Source organism: Ktedonobacter sp. SOSP1-85 (genome assembly GCF_016587415.1).
Lineage (GTDB): Bacteria > Chloroflexota > Ktedonobacteria > Ktedonobacterales > Ktedonobacteraceae > Ktedonobacter.
The window spans coordinates 3,891,965-3,908,688 of record NZ_BNJI01000001.1 but is presented as its reverse complement, the minus strand read 5'-3'; the positions used below and the strand labels follow the sequence as shown (position 1 = coordinate 3,908,688).

Annotated in this window: 15 protein-coding genes; 5 read left to right on the top strand and 10 right to left on the bottom strand. The window is 53.7% G+C overall.

Features of this window, described 5'->3' with window-relative positions; all coding sequences use genetic code 11:
- Window positions 1-112: 112 nt before the first annotated feature.
- From KTE_RS16440 to KTE_RS16425, 4 genes are read right to left on the bottom strand one after another with little or no spacing between them, the layout of a single operon-like run.
- Window positions 113-628 (bottom strand): adenylyltransferase/cytidyltransferase family protein, encoded by a 516-nt coding sequence (locus KTE_RS16440; protein WP_201382654.1) that lies wholly within the window; start codon window positions 626-628, stop codon window positions 113-115.
- Window positions 625-1,638, bottom strand: a complete 1,014-nt coding sequence (locus KTE_RS16435; RefSeq protein ID WP_201382652.1) for a bifunctional heptose 7-phosphate kinase/heptose 1-phosphate adenyltransferase — start codon at window positions 1,636-1,638, stop codon at window positions 625-627. The genes KTE_RS16440 and KTE_RS16435 overlap by 4 nt, the downstream gene beginning before the upstream one ends.
- Window positions 1,635-2,426, bottom strand: coding sequence for a WecB/TagA/CpsF family glycosyltransferase (locus tag KTE_RS16430; RefSeq protein ID WP_201382650.1), 792 nt, complete (start codon window positions 2,424-2,426; stop codon window positions 1,635-1,637). Before KTE_RS16430 ends, KTE_RS16435 begins: the two co-directional genes overlap by 4 nt.
- Window positions 2,427-2,433: 7 nt before the next feature.
- On the bottom strand, window positions 2,434-2,724 hold the full coding sequence (locus tag KTE_RS16425) for a DUF503 domain-containing protein (protein WP_201387106.1): 291 nt from the start codon (window positions 2,722-2,724) through the stop codon (window positions 2,434-2,436).
- Window positions 2,725-3,091: 367 nt separating this feature from the next.
- Here KTE_RS16425 and upp point away from each other — a divergent pair, with 367 nt between their 5' ends.
- The 3 genes from upp to KTE_RS16410 all read left to right on the top strand — a co-directional run bounded on the left by upp (window position 3,092) and on the right by KTE_RS16410 (window position 5,211).
- Window positions 3,092-3,760, top strand: a complete 669-nt coding sequence (gene upp, locus KTE_RS16420) for a uracil phosphoribosyltransferase (RefSeq protein ID WP_201387104.1) — start codon at window positions 3,092-3,094, stop codon at window positions 3,758-3,760.
- Between the two features lie 110 nt (window positions 3,761-3,870).
- On the top strand, window positions 3,871-4,284 hold the full coding sequence (locus KTE_RS16415; RefSeq protein ID WP_201382648.1) for a hypothetical protein: 414 nt from the start codon (window positions 3,871-3,873) through the stop codon (window positions 4,282-4,284).
- A 111-nt stretch (window positions 4,285-4,395) separates the two neighbouring features.
- Entirely contained in the window at window positions 4,396-5,211 is an 816-nt protein-coding gene (locus KTE_RS16410) for a M55 family metallopeptidase (protein WP_201382646.1), read from the top strand.
- 54 nt (window positions 5,212-5,265) lie between these two features.
- Here the strand turns inward: KTE_RS16410 and KTE_RS47535 are convergent, their stop codons facing one another.
- The 6 genes from KTE_RS47535 to KTE_RS16385 all read right to left on the bottom strand — a co-directional run bounded on the left by KTE_RS47535 (window position 5,266) and on the right by KTE_RS16385 (window position 15,049).
- The gene (locus KTE_RS47535; protein ID WP_236600442.1) at window positions 5,266-6,282 is read right to left on the bottom strand and encodes an ABC transporter permease; all 1,017 of its coding nucleotides are present in this window, start codon (window positions 6,280-6,282) and stop codon (window positions 5,266-5,268) included.
- 14 nt (window positions 6,283-6,296) lie between these two features.
- A complete protein-coding gene (locus KTE_RS16405; protein ID WP_236600440.1) occupies window positions 6,297-8,414 on the bottom strand; it encodes an FHA domain-containing protein in 2,118 nt (705 codons plus the stop codon).
- A 558-nt stretch (window positions 8,415-8,972) separates the two neighbouring features.
- Window positions 8,973-10,745 carry a methyl-accepting chemotaxis protein gene (locus KTE_RS16400; RefSeq protein WP_201382644.1) on the bottom strand — a complete coding sequence of 591 codons (1,773 nt, stop codon included), beginning with the start codon at window positions 10,743-10,745 and terminating at the stop codon, window positions 8,973-8,975.
- Window positions 10,746-11,218: 473 nt separating this feature from the next.
- Window positions 11,219-12,544, bottom strand: coding sequence for a GTPase HflX (gene hflX, locus KTE_RS16395; protein WP_236600435.1), 1,326 nt, complete (start codon window positions 12,542-12,544; stop codon window positions 11,219-11,221).
- Between the two features lie 189 nt (window positions 12,545-12,733).
- Window positions 12,734-13,288, bottom strand: coding sequence for a CvpA family protein (locus KTE_RS16390; RefSeq protein WP_201382642.1), 555 nt, complete (start codon window positions 13,286-13,288; stop codon window positions 12,734-12,736).
- A 204-nt stretch (window positions 13,289-13,492) separates the two neighbouring features.
- The gene (locus KTE_RS16385) at window positions 13,493-15,049 is read right to left on the bottom strand and encodes an MFS transporter (RefSeq protein WP_201382640.1); all 1,557 of its coding nucleotides are present in this window, start codon (window positions 15,047-15,049) and stop codon (window positions 13,493-13,495) included.
- 304 nt (window positions 15,050-15,353) lie between these two features.
- Between KTE_RS16385 and KTE_RS16380 the strand changes: the two genes are divergently transcribed.
- Both KTE_RS16380 and KTE_RS16375 read left to right on the top strand, forming a co-directional pair.
- Window positions 15,354-15,647 (top strand): hypothetical protein, encoded by a 294-nt coding sequence (locus KTE_RS16380; RefSeq protein ID WP_201382638.1) that lies wholly within the window; start codon window positions 15,354-15,356, stop codon window positions 15,645-15,647.
- Between the two features lie 207 nt (window positions 15,648-15,854).
- Window positions 15,855-16,214, top strand: coding sequence for a hypothetical protein (locus KTE_RS16375; protein WP_201382636.1), 360 nt, complete (start codon window positions 15,855-15,857; stop codon window positions 16,212-16,214).
- Window positions 16,215-16,724 lie beyond the last annotated feature (510 nt).

Sequence of the window (16,724 nt, the reverse complement as noted above, 5' to 3'; positions counted from 1 at the left end):
TTCTTGAGGTGGTAAAGGGTGTTTTCCTCAAGTTTCTCTCTGGAGGGCTTTTTGGCAAGCTCATCCTCAAAAAATTCGGGATGACTTATGTTACTGACGGGATGACTTATGATTACAGCCGCTGAATTTTCTGGATCAATTCCGTGGTTGAGTGACCAGGAAGGTAGGAGATCAAGCTTACCTCGCCACCATAGCCAAAGACGATCCGGGCTTCGGGCAGTTTCTCAGGGTCCACGCCATGCACACTCCCCGCGTAGTCTCCGCCCTTGACATAGATCGCCGGTTCCAGGGTCGCGATCAACTCGCTGGCCGTAGGCTCGCCAAAGATCGTGACATAATCGATGCAGGCCAGGGCGGCGAGCAGTTCAGCACGCTCTAACTCGGGCACCAGGGGGCGCGTTGGCCCCTTCAGATGCCGCACGCTTTCGTCGCTATTCAGACCCAGGATCAAGAAATCACCCAGGCTGCGTGCCTCTTGCAGGTAGCGAATATGCCCCAGGTGTAGCAGGTCAAAACAGCCATTGGTAAAGACGGCCCGCTCGCCCGCTTCCTGGCGGCGCGCAACCTCTAGCGCCAGTTGCGCACGCGATAGTACCTTGCTCCGCGTCTCGATCATCTCTTTGCTCATGCCAAAATTCCCCTCAACTCTTCAGGCGTATTGCTGGCGCAGCCCAGGCGGCGCACAACCAGCGCCGCGGCGGCATTCGCCAGGTAGGCAGCCTCCGCCTTGGATGCCCCCGTGGCCAGTCCCAGGGTAAAGGTTGCCGCAACCGTATCGCCTGCGCCATTGGTGTCGACAATCTCGCTTGCATGTGGCAGCGGATAGATGGGAATATGCAACGGTTCTTTACCGAACTCGAAGAGGCTCATGCCCTCGCTTCCACGTGTGATCAGGACGCTCTGAGCGTTACATTCTTCAAGAAGACGGGCACCGGCCTGGTTCAAATCCTCCAGCGTCTCAATCATCATCCCCAGAGTACTCTCCGCCTCTGGCTGGTTCGGTGTCAGCGCTGTTACTCCCTGGAAGCGACTCAATGAGCCATGAGAGTCAACGACAATCACCTTGTTCAACTCACGCGCCAGGGGCACACAGGTCTCAATGATCTCTGGACTGATCATACCCAGGTCATAGTCGGAGAGCACGACGGCATCCATGCTCGGTAGCGCTTCGCGAATATAGTCACATAACTGGCTCTTGCTGGGTTCACAGATATCAGACTTGTTCACCCGGTCCACGCGCACAATATGCTGGCGTACCACCTGGGAGCTACCGGCCATGACACGCGTCTTCGTCGAGGTTGGACGTGTGTTATCGGTCACAACCCCCTCCTGGTGCATACCCAACTCCTCAATCGCCTGGCGCAGACGCTTACCCACGATATCATCACCCACAACTCCCGCCAGGAAGACCTCTGCGCCAAGCGCGTTGGCGTTGACAGCGACATTAGCCGCCCCACCCAGGATAGTCCGCTCCTCATACAGATCAAGGATCAAGACAGGGGCTTCGCGCGCGATACGAGTCGGACGCCCAATAAGATACTCATCAGCAACCATATCGCCTATAATAAGCACCCGTTTCCCCTGAAAAGCCGCGATAACGGCTTTGAGGCGCGCAGAATCGGTGATTTGTATCGTCATGCCTTTTTTCGTCCTTTGAGTAAGACCAGTATCATGAAGCGAGGAATAGCCAGCATACGCCAGATACGCCAGGGTTCGCGGTAGAGCCGATAGAGCCATTCCAGGCCCATCCGCTGCATCGTTTTAGGCGCTCGTAGCTTGCGTCCCGCCAGGAAATCATACGCCCCGCCTACGCCCATGGCGACCGCCACCGGGAGGCGTGAGAGGTTGTGATAGATCCAGAGTTCCTGGGCAGGAGCGCCATAAGCCACACAGACAACGTCAGCCTGCGCCTGGCGAATACGCTCCAGGATAGGCTCCTCTTCGGTGGGATCTGGCGAACCAGCGTAGGTACCAGCAATCTGTAGACCGGGCGCCAGGGCACACAAGCGCTCAGCGGCGCTCTCCGCAACCCCTGGCGCGGCCCCCAGCAGATAGAGACGGTAGCCTCTGGTGGCACATAGCTTTGCGAGTTCTGGTAAGGTGTCAGTGCCAGTCACACGCTCAGGCGCGGGCCTACCCAGGTAGCGCGTCGCCCAGACGATGCCCATACCATCTGGTACCACCAGTTCAGCCTCATTGATACATGCACGAAAGGCAGTGTTACGCTGCGCCTCAATCACGAATTCCGTATTGACGGTAATAACCTGCTGGCAGCGAACCTCTTCGCTATGTTCACGGCGCAGGGAGATAAGCTGATCAATATAATCGAGGGCCTGGCGTTGTGTGAGGCGATCCACACGAATACCGAGCACAGAGACTGAAATGTCTGAATCTCTCTGCTCGGTTTGTAGCATTGGTGATGACATAATTTATTTACCAATGAAAAACTTCAGTTTCAGCGTGAGTAATCAAAATATCGGGACGTGTCTCTTCAATATAGCGGCGGGCATGATCCAGTACCTCACGTGCATGCTGGGCATCATTGCTTACATAGCTGATCCCAATTTTGGTGATCTGCCAGCGGTCAAGCTCTTCCACCTCGGCAATAGCCACGGAGAACTGGTTACGTACCCGCGTCACGACAGATTTGACGATCTGACGCTTCTCTTTTAACGAGTGGCATCCTGGTAGATGCACCGTGATTTGACATGCTCCTATAACCATATGGGCGTAGTATAGCATAGTTCCCCATGCATATAACAGCAAACAGCCATCTATAGCTACTTCCCGCTACTTGCGTACGCGGCTACTTCCCGCTACTTGCGTACGCGGCTACTACACCCATTCAGCCCTCCTCTTATCGGGTAAGGATGTGTGGGGTAAGGATGTGCGGAGCCAGCCCGGTCCCACACACCCTTACTCCGCGAGCCACGCAGTGGCGAGAAGTCCTGAGAGCTACTGCATAAAAAGAATAGAGGCTCGACGCATCTCACTATCTTTGCTACAATTCCAGAGAATTTACTGCTGCCATGTCGAAGGAGAGATTTTTATGTCGAACATTTCCAGCCAGGAGGAGCGACCTCAACTGCCAATGCAGGGCATTCCTCAGCCTGGTCGCACCGAAGTCTTACAGCTACCACGCGTGCATATTTCCCGGCACCCGGTCATGGCGCACAAAATGACCTTGCTCCGCAATAAGGAGACGCCCGCCTCGCAGTTCTACCGCCTGGTCAAGGAGATTGGGAGCCTGCTTGCCTACGAGGCAACAGCGGGACTGGCCTTGCGGGAGAAGACCATTGAGACGCCCCTGGAGCAGATGCAAGGCTATAAACTCGCTGGTGGCATTGGTATCACGCCTATTCTGCGTGCAGGACTAGGCCTGGCCGAAGGCTTCCGCGAGGTCTTACATGATGTGCAGATCTGGCACCTGGGTCTACGACGCGATGAGCGCACACTCCAGGCACTGGAATACTACAATCAGCTGCCGCATAAAGTCGACCTGCAAATCTGCTACGCCGTCGATCCCATGCTGGCGACAGGCGGCTCCGCCATTGACGCAGTCAATATCCTCAAGGCCAAGGGTATTCAGCGCATCTCGTTCGTTTGTATTATCGCGGCCCCTTACGGCTTACTCAAGCTGAGTGAGGCCCATCCAGACATCGACATTTATATCGCCGCGCTCGACGAGCGCCTTAATGACCAGGGCTATATCGTACCTGGATTGGGCGACGCAGGTGATCGCCAGTTCGGCACCTTTTAGGTTCATTTGGCATAATAGACACTGTATGCCTTGATGTATCAATCAGCCTGCCAGTGCGAGCCGGATATCTTTTTTTATATTCACGTCCAGAAGCAGGAGGAAGTCGCTTCGTGTCCACAGCACCAGATAACGAGCAACCCCAGACAGAGCCACAGGTAGAAGAATCTTCTGCCTCCCTTGAGGGCGAGAAGAAGGACGCTTCAGAAAGCGAAAAGGCTCCCTCTGACGCGCCACGCCCTTTTTTCCCTGAAGATTTTGAGCCCAGCGGAGGCCCTCTGGGTTGTTGTCTCGGTTCAGTTATTGGCCTGATGGCATTTCTCATGCTGACCGTCGGCCTCTCACTCCTGATCACTAATCAACCTATACAGCATTATTCCTGGCTCGTTCCCCTCTCCGTGCTGGGAGCCATTGTCTGTGGCTTTATAGGCTGGCGGATAGGCAAACGCGTCTACCGCGAATACGATCCTCCCGTGATTAAGCAGCGCCCTCAGCGACGCGCCCGCCCTCGCAGCAAACGTGCGTAAATGGGTATAATGAGTAGGTGGTGTGGGGAGCCATGACAGACGAAGCCTGTCATGGCTCCCCACACCACCTACTCATTATTTATTTGTAATAAGCATGAGAGCGAGGAGAGTATGCGTGTAGTTATTTTCTGTGATATGGAAGGGGTCTCTTGCATCGAAACGTGGGAGCAGGTCTCCAGCGGCACAGCTATTTATGAAGAATGTCGCAAGCTCTACACCGATGAAATGAACGCGGCGGTCCGTGGAGCGCGTGCGGCTGGGGCGCGTGACGTAGTCGTGGTCGACTGCCACGGTGCGGGCGGCGCGCATAATTTTAAGAGCTTTGTTCCTGAACGCCTGGAGTCGGGCGCAGAATACGTCTTCGGGTACCCCTGGGCCAGGTATATTGAGGCTTTTGAGCAGGGGTGTGACGCTATCCTCTTTGTCGGCGCTCACGCCATGGCGGGCGTCCCCGATGGCGTACTCTGCCACACCGTCTCGTCCGAGTCCTGGCATAACGCCTCGATCAATGGAACCCTGGTGGGAGAGAGCGGCATCCTGGCCGCGATTGCAGGCTGCTGGGATGTGCCCGTCGCCTTCACCTCTGGTGATGCCGCGACCTGCCGCGAGGTTCAGCAATTGCTGGGGACAGAGGTGGTCACAGCACAGGTAAAGAAGGGCCTGGGACGCTTCTCGTCCGTCAATATGGCTCCCAAAGATGCCTGCTCACTCATCGAGATGCGCGTGGCCCAGGCCCTCAGCTTAAAGAACTGGCCCAAACCCCTGAAATTTGAGGGGCCGGTTACCTTTAAAGTTGAGCTTGCCTCGCCCGATAACGCACGCGATTTCATCAACCGGCCCGGCGTTAAGATCGAGGATGCGCGCACCGTGACCTCGACCGCCGACACCTTCTGGCACGCCTGGGACCAGTTCTGGTATCGCCATTAAAGTAAAAAGATGTGATGGACACCAGTGTCCATCACATCTTTTTACTTTAATGAGTTATACCTTCACGTCCTTGCTCTTGAGGCAGACCCCAACCACAATCGTCAGGATGATTACAAAGGCGCCCAGAGCGGCCCAGGACATCAGGATACGCTGTAGCGCATCTGTATGGCTAAAGGTAGAGAAGATGGTTCCATGGAAGGTAAAGTCATCGCCAAACAGTTTATCGCCATTGATCTTATCGCTGTGCAGGCCCGCCGAGGAACCAAGCGCCGTCATGGCCCAGCGCGTGGGGAACAGGAAGGCGAGCGCCTGCATGGCCTTGTCCTTAAAGGGGATAATCGCGCCCGAGAAGATGACCTGCGGGATCAGAATAATGGGAACAAAACTTACAGCGCGGTCATTGTTCGGCGAGAGCGCTGAGATAGCCAGACCAATCATCAGACCCGCCAGAGAGGTCAGCACCAACGTGATATATACCTCTAAGATGGGCGGCAGAAAGACACTTGTCACCAGGGGCTCGCCCAGTTCGACAATAAACAGCAGCACCGCGCTCTGGAAGAGGCACAGAATTCCCAGCACCACGATTTTTGAGAACATATAGGGAATGATACCCAGATTGACCGCGCGCTCGCGCCGGTAGATATGGGCCTCCTTGACGATCTCACGGGAGCCATTGATGCAACCGAAGAGAACGGTAGCAAAGGCCATGACGAAGAGCAAGGTCTCCCCATTAAAGCCCAGGCCGGGCACGATAAAATCTTGCAGGGCCGTATCGACATTATTGCTTTTCTGCTTCACAAATTGCTGGCCCGCCTGATTATCCTGCAAGAAGCTCTTCACCGTGCCACAATCCACGCTCTCCTTGGTTTTCGCCTCGGGCAGGGCCAGTGGTCCTTGATTCGTCAGAATCTGCGTACGACACTGAACGGTATTCTTCTGCTCAAACAGGCCAGTCCCAATTTCAAAGCGCATAATACCGACCAGTAACAGGGCAATGATCGGAGCCTGGAGCAAGAGCAGCGCCAGGTTGCCGGGATCGTTCTTGAGCAGTTCGATGTAACGCATCGACATGATTATGAACTGCTTTAAGGGATTCCCCCCCTGGCACGCTTGATCTGGTTCTGTGACTGCGGAATGCTGGCACGCTTGGCCTGGCCCTCGTTCAAGGGGGCCACCACATATTTATAGTACAAGGGCGAAGCCTTAAAGCGCTCTTCGGCCTCAGCTGGAATAGTCGGATGATCCTTCGATGGCTCCAGCGAGCTATAGATTTCCGCGAAGTCGGTCTTATTGAAGAAGGTCTTGGCCTCATTGGGCGGACCAAAGTAGGCCAGGCGTCCCCCTTGACAGAGGAAGCAGACATAATCACAGGCGTTAATATTATTTGTCGCGTGCGTCACCAGGATAATCGTACGCCCACGGTCGGCCAGGCGCCGTAAGAGGAACATCATCTTACGATCCAGGCCTGGATCAAGGCCCGAGGTTGGCTCATCCAGAAAGAAGATGCTTGGATTCGCCAGGAGTTCCAGGGCGATAGAGACACGTTTACGCTGCCCGCCCGAAAGCTTGTTGACCAGGAGCTTCCGCCGCTCAGTCATCTCCACATCTTCCAGCACCTCGTTGATACGCTGGTTAATCTGATCTTTCGTAAAGTCACTTGGTAGGCGCATCTTAGCTGCGTAGTAGAGCGCGCGCTCAACTGTTAGCTCACGGTGGACGATATCGTCCTGTGGAACATAGCCAAGTTGCGTACTAAAGGCCGACAAGTTGTGATAGTAGTCCTGTCCATTGTAGAGCACGGTCCCCTGCTGTGCCGGGCGCAAGCCATTCAAGGCATCCATAAGCGTTGATTTGCCCGCGCCTGAACCTCCTACCAGAGCCACAAACTTGCGTGGCGGGATGACGAGCGAGATATCGTTGATGAGCACCACATTATTATTGCCGCGCTTGTTTAGATTGAGCGCATCGATACGAATACTACTGCTCTCATCGTACTGCGTCAGTTGCGTGCCCGTATAGGTCAGGCGATAGGGGCCAATACGGATCTCGTCGCCCGTCTTAAGCGCCTGCTGCGAGACGCGCTGCCCATTCACATAGGTATGATTTGTGCTATTGTGATCAATAATGCGGTGCGTATTATTTGGTCCCTGCTCCAGGTGTGCATGATGCGCAGAGATCAGAGGATGATTCAGCACTACCATATTATCTGGCGCGCGCCCCATGGTAATGACTGGAGTATTCAGCGGGATAGGATGAATATCTGGCGGCATCTCCTGGGAGACACCGCTGCCATCGTCATAGGTTAGCGTGACCAGGGTACCATGTTCGTCGCCAATACGAAAAATGTCGCCATGCACAAGCGGCTTACGAAACTGCTCATCGCCCTGGATAATTCGACCTTGATAGAGCAGGCCATTGAGCGTTCGGCCACGCGAAGGATGAGGATGCACCAGCACCCAATCGCTACCTTCACGGATAACTTGCGCATGATAGGCTGAAACAACTGGCTCATTGATGACGATATCGCTTGACGGGTTTCGCCCAATATTGATGACGGGCTTCAACAAGGCCTGTTTCTGCGTCCCGTACTGCACATTACTGCTAATCTCAAGCGTAGGCATCCCCTCGATCGCGGTACGATCAGCGGCAGAAGGTTGAGCAGGAACCGGCGAAGGCGGCGGTGTAGCACCAACCGGGCCAAATTGGACCCCATTTGCCGGGGGTGTGGGAGGAGGAGCTCCCATAGAAGCGGGTATTGCGAGTGGAGTTCCACCGGCTATATGTGCTGAGCCTGGAGGCACTGGCGTAGGAGGAACCTGGACTGCCGCGGATTGGGCCGAAAGGACAAGTGGAGGGGCATTCGAGACCAGATGAGGCGGGGGAGCTTGTAACGCCAGCACGACAAAAGAACTATCTTCACCAAGAGTGACAACACTATTAAGCGCCAAAGTCCCCTGCTGAACCTTTCCTTGATTCAACAGAACATTGCTCGTTCTGGAAAGATTTTCGACAAACCAGTTGCCATTATTCCAGAACAAGCGTGCATGACGACGTGATACCTTGGGATCTGGCACGACGATGTCGTTGCCTCCATCACGCCCAAAATCTAGAGAGGTCTTCGTTAGATGAAAGACCTGGCCATTTAAAGGCCCGGCTATAAACCGAATAGAGCCGAAGCTTGGAGGACTACTCGCAGCGTTCATCAAAAAGCTCCCCTAACAAATAACATAGAACAGTTCTACACTTCAGGTCCACACGCCATCTACGCTGAAGGGATGCGTAACCCGCAGGCTGGAAAAACACGCTTGCTCCGCCACAAATTGATAAAGGCGCTGGCCCAAACGAGTTCGTACATTGGCTATTACAAACTCTATCGTCGAAACTGGGCTTTCTCTGTAAACGCCGAATCGCATCATTACTTGTTGAGCAGTTTTTCCTACTTAACCTGATGTACAAGTTGTTTCTGCCGCCTACGGCGGCAAGGGGGGGAGGAGGCACTTGGGGACACCCCAAGCCCCGCCAGGGGCAGCGCCCCTGGACCTCGTCCTCCCTCTTGCCCCACTGCATTCTTACTGCCGCGGCAAGGGGGGAGGAGGCACTTGGGGACACCCCAAGCCCCGCCAGGGGCAGCGCCCCTGGACCTCGTCCTCCCTCTTACCCCACTGCATCTCTATGGGGTAAGTCTATGATGGTGGGCCGGCAGAGCCAGCCCACCATCATAGACTTACCCTGCGAGCCACGTAGTGGCTAGAAATTGCTTGCTACATCTGGAGATCATATGAAATACGGAAGACAGACATCCGCGAACGTAAGGCATCAGAGAGGTTTAATAAGTGGTTCAAAGAGCTCTGCATCTCGCGTGTATGCTGCGTGATATCACCTGTCATACGCAAGATCTCTTGTACAGAGCCCGTCACCATTTGCGCACCCTGCATCTGCTGCTCAGACGTATCACAGATACTCTTTACCAGACTCGAAAACTCCTCAGTCACGGCGCCAATTGCTTCCAGAGCCACCCCGGTCTGCATCACTAGCTCGGTCTGCATCACAACACGTTGCGTATTCTGCTCCACACTCTGCGACATTGCCGTGGTTTCATGTTGAATGCCGCGAATAGAGAAACCAACCTTACGAGCAGACAGGCTACCGTAGCTTGCCAGCGTGCGCATCTCCTGGGCGATCAGGCCAAATCCCTGTCCACGTTCACCCACACGTGTGGCCTCAATTGCGGCATTGAGTGCCACATGATGCATCCGCACCGAGAGATCGGAGATGTCCGATACCACTTCGTTCACCTGCTGACAGCTCTCGCTCAAGGCCTTCATAGTGCGCGCTGACTCCAGGGTCGCTTCACGCACCATACCCATCCCGTCCACGGCACGATCAACGGCTCCCTGCGCCTCCTTAGTCACCTCGACTGACTCCATGAGTGTTTGCGAAAGCGTTGCTGCCTTCTGTGAGACCGACTGCATCTGCTCGGCAATCTGCTCAATAACGGTGGATATTTGATTGACCTGCCGCTCTTGCTGCGCGATATTACGTGCCAGCGACTCCGAGCTATGGCGCACACTACGTGTATGCTCATCCACCGCCTGCGTCACCATCTGTACCCGACTCAGCAGAGAACCAATCTCGCCCACCACGGTGTTAATTGACTCCGCAATCGGCTGGAGTTTCTCATGCTGGGAGTGCAGGCGCACGCGTAAATCACCGCTTCGCAGTTGCTCCATCTCCTCACGCAGGTGTGCCACTCCCTCTTCCAGGGCGCGATGCTCCTCCTCGCGCTCCTGAAAGAGGCGCGCGTTATCAATGGCAATTGTTGCTTGCTGAGCGAAAAGTTCCGCCAGTTCAACATTCTCCCGCGATGGTATCAAGCCGTCTTCCGGGTCTCCAAGAGAGAGAATACCAAGCAACCGTTCTTCGCGTAAACTGTACAGAGGGATGAGCAGTGTATCTTCAGGATGCCATTGCCCTTCTTCATAGCTATCCAGCACGCCAGCCGGGACACTGACGATGTCCGCGAACTTCTCCTGGAGTTGGGTATGCGAAACAAAATAGCTCTGGCTGATCTGGTATTCGGGGCGCATCAAGGCCAGCATCCCCTCAAGCGGCTCTGGGTTCTCCCTCAAGCGTTGGATATCTTCCGTTGAGACACCAATGCAGGCCACCACACGTGTCACCTGCTCCTGCTCATAGACCAGGTTAATGGCCAGCGCGCGAAATCCGGTACAATTTGCGATCGCGGCCACAATTTGCTGGAGCACTTCGTCCAGGCGCAGATCGGCACGCAAGAGATTCCCCAGGCGTAGCAGTTCCTTGATATGCAGGCCCCGCCGTTGCGAGACGTCATCAAGGGCATAGGAAAATAATCCCTTGGTCTCGCCATTGGGTCCGGACTGGGTGGAGAGTACTTCCGCAATAGCCTGCTCTTCAGCCACCTGAGCACGCTCATGCTGCTCAGCACTGGGTGCAGCACGCAAGCGGACACGCAGAGGTATCGGTCGACTCTTCAACTTAGGATGTAGTTCAGCCATAGCGCTTCCCTGGCACTTTCAGCAAAAGAATAGCAAAAACATCTAGCAATTAATACTCATACTCTAAAGGCATACATTTGAGAGTACTCACCTCTACCATATCACATTTCGTATTTTTCTGTACAGTTCATAGCCTTTGTAACTATCTGTCTGCTATTTTCTTGTTATGTCTCATACCTTATACACCTTGTTGGCTGACTCCTCGCGCCTGCGGCGCTCGCGGGGTCAATAGATGTAGTGGCGGTCTGGCTCTGCCAGACCGCCACTACATCTATTGACCCTATACGAAGATGCTAAGTGTCATAAAGCCTCTGCCAGACCGCCACTACATCTATTGGCTCTATACAAAGATGCTAAGTGCCATAAAGCACTTGTAGGGTCCATGCTGGCATGGACTCCGAGCGCAGCGACCTGTCTACGCACAGATGTTGGACTGCAGGTCGAAGAGTCCATGCCAGCATGGACCCTACAATTCAGGCGGGAGGTTGAATGTAAGGGGAATAATAGCCTGCGAGCGAGCGGGGGAGACGTCCCATCAGCCTCGTCCCCTCGTCTTCATGTTCTTCATAGGCAATCAGGCCGCGACGATGAAACAGTTCTACCAGGTCGCCCCGGCTAAAGGGGAGTAAGACCGTTAGTTGCTCCATCGTATCCGCGAGTACGGAAGCCACTTCAGCACACAGTTCTTCCAGGCCCTTGCCCTCAGCCGCTGAGATAGGCACAGCGTGGCTGTAGAGGCTGGGATCAAGGACATCGGGGTCGGTGAGCAGGTCAATTTTGTTGAGCGCGGTCACGCGGGGTTTCGCGGCTGCTCCCAGCTCTTCGAGGATATCGTGTACCGTCTCGCTCTGCTCAAAGGCATTCTCATGGCTGATGTCGACGACTTCAAGCAACAGGTCAGCCTCAATCACCTCTTCAAGCGTGGCGCGAAAGGCGGCGATCAACTGGGTTGGCAGCTTTTGGATAAAGCCAACCGTGTCGGAGAGCAGGGCCTCTTGATTGTTGGGCAGCAAGAGCCGACGCGTCACCGGGTCCAGCGTGGCAAAGAGCTTATCTTCAGCCAGTACGCCAGCCTCCGTCAGGGCATTAAACAGTGTCGACTTGCCCGCGTTTGTATAGCCTACGACCGCAACCATGGGAAGCCCCTGGGCCACACGCTGCTTGCGCTGGAGAGCGCGCTGACTCCGGGCCTCTTCAATCTCCTTGCGTAACGCGGAAATACGGCTGCGAATCCGGCGTCGATCCAGCTCCAACCGAGTTTCACCTGGACCGCGCACACCAATCGCGCCACCTACACCACCACCACCAAGGGAACCACCAGCCTGCCGGGTATAGGTCCCACTGCCCGCCAGGCGTGGCAGGCGATATTCGGCCTGGGCCAGTTCTACCTGAAGGCGACCTTCGTGGGAATAAGCACGTTGCGCAAATACATCGAGGATAAGAGCGGTGCGATCTATGACGCGCGCGTTCAGCATCTTATCGAGTGAACGCTGTTGAGTGGGGGTAAGTTCATCATCAAAAATGATAACATCGAGCTGGAGCTGTTGATCGAGTGCCACAAGTTCCTGGGCCTTGCCTTTGCCCAGATAGGTCTGTGCATCGGGCTGGGGCAGGTGTTGAATCATGCGTCCTAGCACCGCAGCGCCCGCAGTTGTTGCCAGGGCCTCTAATTCCTGAAGCGAGTCCTCAGCTCCCCACATCCCCTCTTGCTCATCAGCTTCAACTGCCACCAGGTAGGCCCGTTCTGGACCCCGACGTATTCCGGTATCGATCAAACGGTGTGTCGTAACGTCCTCCAATCTTCTACATGCATGCTACATGCTTTGGCCTCTCTGCTCATTGTACGCTAGCTTCAGGGGAAACGTAAAGGGTAAATCCCTTGCTTCTGGACGCCGACGCTGCTAAAGCACGCGTCTACATATCAAGGCGCGATTGCCTCGTCCCATGATATGTAGACGCGTGCTTTAGCAGCGTCAGCCCCGACCGCTCTAACGCTGTGGAGGCTGCGGTAGTGGCGGCAACGCGTGAACAAAGAATGCATTCACACGGGCAAAAAGGCTATTATTGACCGCGTCATTGTAAAATTCATGCCAAGCCCGCAACTGCGCGGCATCAACGTGCATGCCCAGAGGTGCCCCACTTTGTGCGCTCGCCAGGAAATTTCCCAGCACAATGAGCAGCAACAGCCAGAGGAGCCAGGACTCCACAAAACCTACCAGGCCACCCAGCAACGCATCCCCCAGGCCAACGCCTGGAATACGTTGCGTCGTGCCACGAATAAGCGTTGCCGCGATATGAAAGATTAGCACAACGCCGAGAAACAGCGCCAGAAAGGCAATCAGGGGGGTAGCCGCGAACCCGTCAGAGGCCATGATAGAGATGAACTCCGGCCCATAGGCGTACGCGACAAACCAGCCTATGGGTATGCTAATAATGTTGATCAGGCTAAATATCGCACCATTGCGAATACCATTGAACACCATCAGGAGAACGGTCAGCACAAACAGAATATCAATCACACTTAGATGGAATAGATCAGGCATATTCTTCCTCCGCCTGGCAAGCACCCAACTATAAGGCAGGCATAACAGCAAAAATGAGTTTCTTCGAAAATGAGTTTCTTCGAAAATGAGTTTCTTATTATCGAAAACGCGACAGCCAGAACAAGCGTCACAAATAGGTTTTCCAGCACCAGGAGGTAGTCTATGAATACGAGTTCTCGCCACTGTGTAGCCCTGCAAACACCTTCATGAAGGACGTTGCTGCTCATTGGGAGTAGAATCTGCGTATGTGTGAGGCTCCTGGGGAATCGGTGGAAACATATCCTCTATTGAGCGGAGTGGCTCTTGTTGTCTTTCCTTGCTCTCCGTAGGCTTCTGCGCGGCATGAGCATCCTGTTGCGACCTGCGTCCAGGCTGACGTTTGCCAAAGCGCGAGGCCCAGAAGCAGAAGAAGAACATACAGGCCGCCAACACCACTATCAAAAGATTGAAGCCCAGCAACTGCGCAATCGCACCCGCGAAAAGCAAGACGGGGATGGAACCAGCATTGTACAGCATAAACTGAAAAGCCAGGACACGCGCACGTCCATTTTCAGGCGCCCGTTCCTGCATAATCGTGTTTGTAGGGATATTCACGCACGCCATAGCCACGCCCAGTAATGTCACCAGTAGGATGACCGACCAGAGCAGCCAGGAGGATGATGCACCATGCACCGGGTCCAGGCGCAACGAGAGCCACTGCATGGCTGGCAAGAGTAAGAAGCCTACTGCGAGCGAGATAAACCCGATCAGCGTCAAACGTATACGCCCAATCCGCTCCGTCAACGGGGTCATCAAGACCGAAGCTCCAACAAGGCCAACGCCCGCCGGTGCCAGGATCAAGGCCATATCTTCGGGTGGATGGTGCAGCACTTGCTGGACAAAGGTACCCGCCAGCTCACCAATTAGAAGCTGTAGGATACCTACAACCGAAAGCTGCACCACCGAGAAGAAGAGCAGGTTATCGACCTGCACAATGCGCCAGCCCTGACCCAGGTCTGCCCAGAGGCGTGCCAGCGTCTCCTTCACCGTCCGATCTCCACGCTGCGCCCTCTCTTGCTTGAGGTGCGACTCGGCAAAGCAACGCGATGGGATAAGCAGAATTAAGCCAGCGCAGACCGCGTAGAGCACGCCGACCAGCAGGAAAAGCATATCGATGGATTGCACATTAAAGGCCAGCTTGCCTATATGGACTGTAAAGGGTGAGAAGAGCGAGGTCACCAGGCGCCCAAGAATAAGAAAACCCAGAGCCTGCGAAATAGTGATGGAGATATTAAAGAGCGAGAGGGCAGGCATCAGATCGCGTTCTCCGACCAGCAAGGGAATGGACGACCCCTCAGCGGGAATAAAGAACTGTCCAATCAGCGAGGTACAGTAGGTCAGCAGGAAGAGGGGCCAGAGGTTGCCCCGGTTGAAGACAATGCAGATGAACATCAGCAGTACCGTCACCATGCGTAAGATGTTACTCACCCAGAGCACCTGGCGCTTATTCAAGCGATCCACAATCGCGCCCGCGATGGCGCTAAAGGGGATGGCAGGTAGGGTAAACGAAATAATAGCCAGGCCAGCCATAAAGACCGATTGCGTCACATTGTTGACGAGCACGATCACGCCATAGTTTGTGGCATTGAGAATCGTCAAGGAGATAAGTTGTGCCAACCAGAGCAATAAGAAGTTGCGGTTGCGCAACACACGTCGCACGCGACCAGAACTATTCTTATTGGATACTTGAGCGTTTTGCGCTTGATCTGTACTCTGCACCATGGTCTACCAGACTTTCTACCAGTATCTCCCCAATACGTCCAGCTAACCTTACTACGTTTACGCTTGTACCTCTGTTACCACGCCTCATAGCAAAAGGGTTCTCTTGATAATACGTCCCAAAACAGAAAAAGTCAGACGCTACCCCGTAGCAACTGCGTTCTCCCCGCTACTAAGTAAGAGATTCTCCCAGTCGCAAAAGGATAGCGCATCTTCTCTCGACAGACTTTCCGCTTTTCCAGCCGGGGGCGGTATAAGAGAAATAAAGCATGTATATTTTCCAGGGTAAAGAGAGGAGATAAATTTGATGGCAGGCAAATATCATGATTTGCATAGCACTTGGATCTACCAGGAGATCAAAGCCCAGGTCCAGGCAGATCTACAGGCCCAACAATGCCAGGATTTGCATCATATCCTGCTCAAAATCATCGAAGCGCGCTTCCCTCGTCTCACTACCCAGGCTCAGGCCTTGGGGCAACTTCAACCCGAGCATCTCCAACAGATCATCATCCACATAGGCAGCGCCCAGCGTGAGCGCGAGGCCAAAGTCGTCCTGGAGGAGGCAAAACAGCACAAAACCTCAAACGACTACACGAAATAATATATAGTATTCTTAGAGAAGGATAAACCATGCCGCCAAAAGTTAGAGAGCTTAAGGCCAGGCTCAAAAAGGCAGGCTTTAACTCTAGAGCAGGAAATGGAGTGATCGAGCCGATACATACCTGGTAGATATTCCTGTTACATCTTAAAAAAAGACTATGTTATAATCTCCTATAACCCAACGACTGCATAGAAAGGTAGGCACCTAATGGCGACAGTCGAAGAACGGTTACAAGCCCTTGAGCAAGAACATACCCAGCTCAAGAAAACAATTGAATTGCAAACCATCACAATAGGAGCGTTGGTCAACAAAGCTGCCCTAGAAAAACTAAACGAGAAATACGACAAGCTATTTGAAACCCTTATAGCTCACGACCGCTTAACCAACGAGCAGCTCGTCGAACTGAGAACGCAACAAATAGAAACAGATGGTAAAATTGTTGGAATACAAACTGAAATGCGTCAGCGTTTCAGCGAACAGGATAGCAAAATCACACAACTGCAAACCACACAAGCAGAACACACAATATTGCTCCAACAAATTCTAGCACGCCTACCAGAAAAATAAGCAACCATACAGCAAGAATTCCAATATCCATTTTGGCGTCTCAGAGGTTAGACTCTTCTAAATTCGACTCGGCACGATTGGACAAAAATAAAACACCGTTCCGCTTAACAAGCCAACGGGACCACATTAAAAGAGCGTATAGTTTCTCGCGTCGTGAACTTCAACGCTCCCCATCTCCACCCTAAGAAGGCTCGAAGTAGAATAGATAAACCAGCTTCTAGCCTTCTTATGCGTATCAATGGCTTGCCAAAAACATCCAAATTATGACAGCAGTTTTGCCAGCAGATGCGATAAATTCGTTTGCTCATAGATATACAAGAATGGGCAAAAATGAGGATCATTGAACTCAGAATTGCAGTCAATTAACATTGGACGAGAGCAGGTCGAGGCAGTATAATATACGGACTATTGCACCAATCTAAAACTAGCAAGGTGTAAAACCTCACTTAGAGCCTTATCAACAAAACATGACAATAAAAAAACTCTGCTTTGACAGCAGAGTTGACAGCA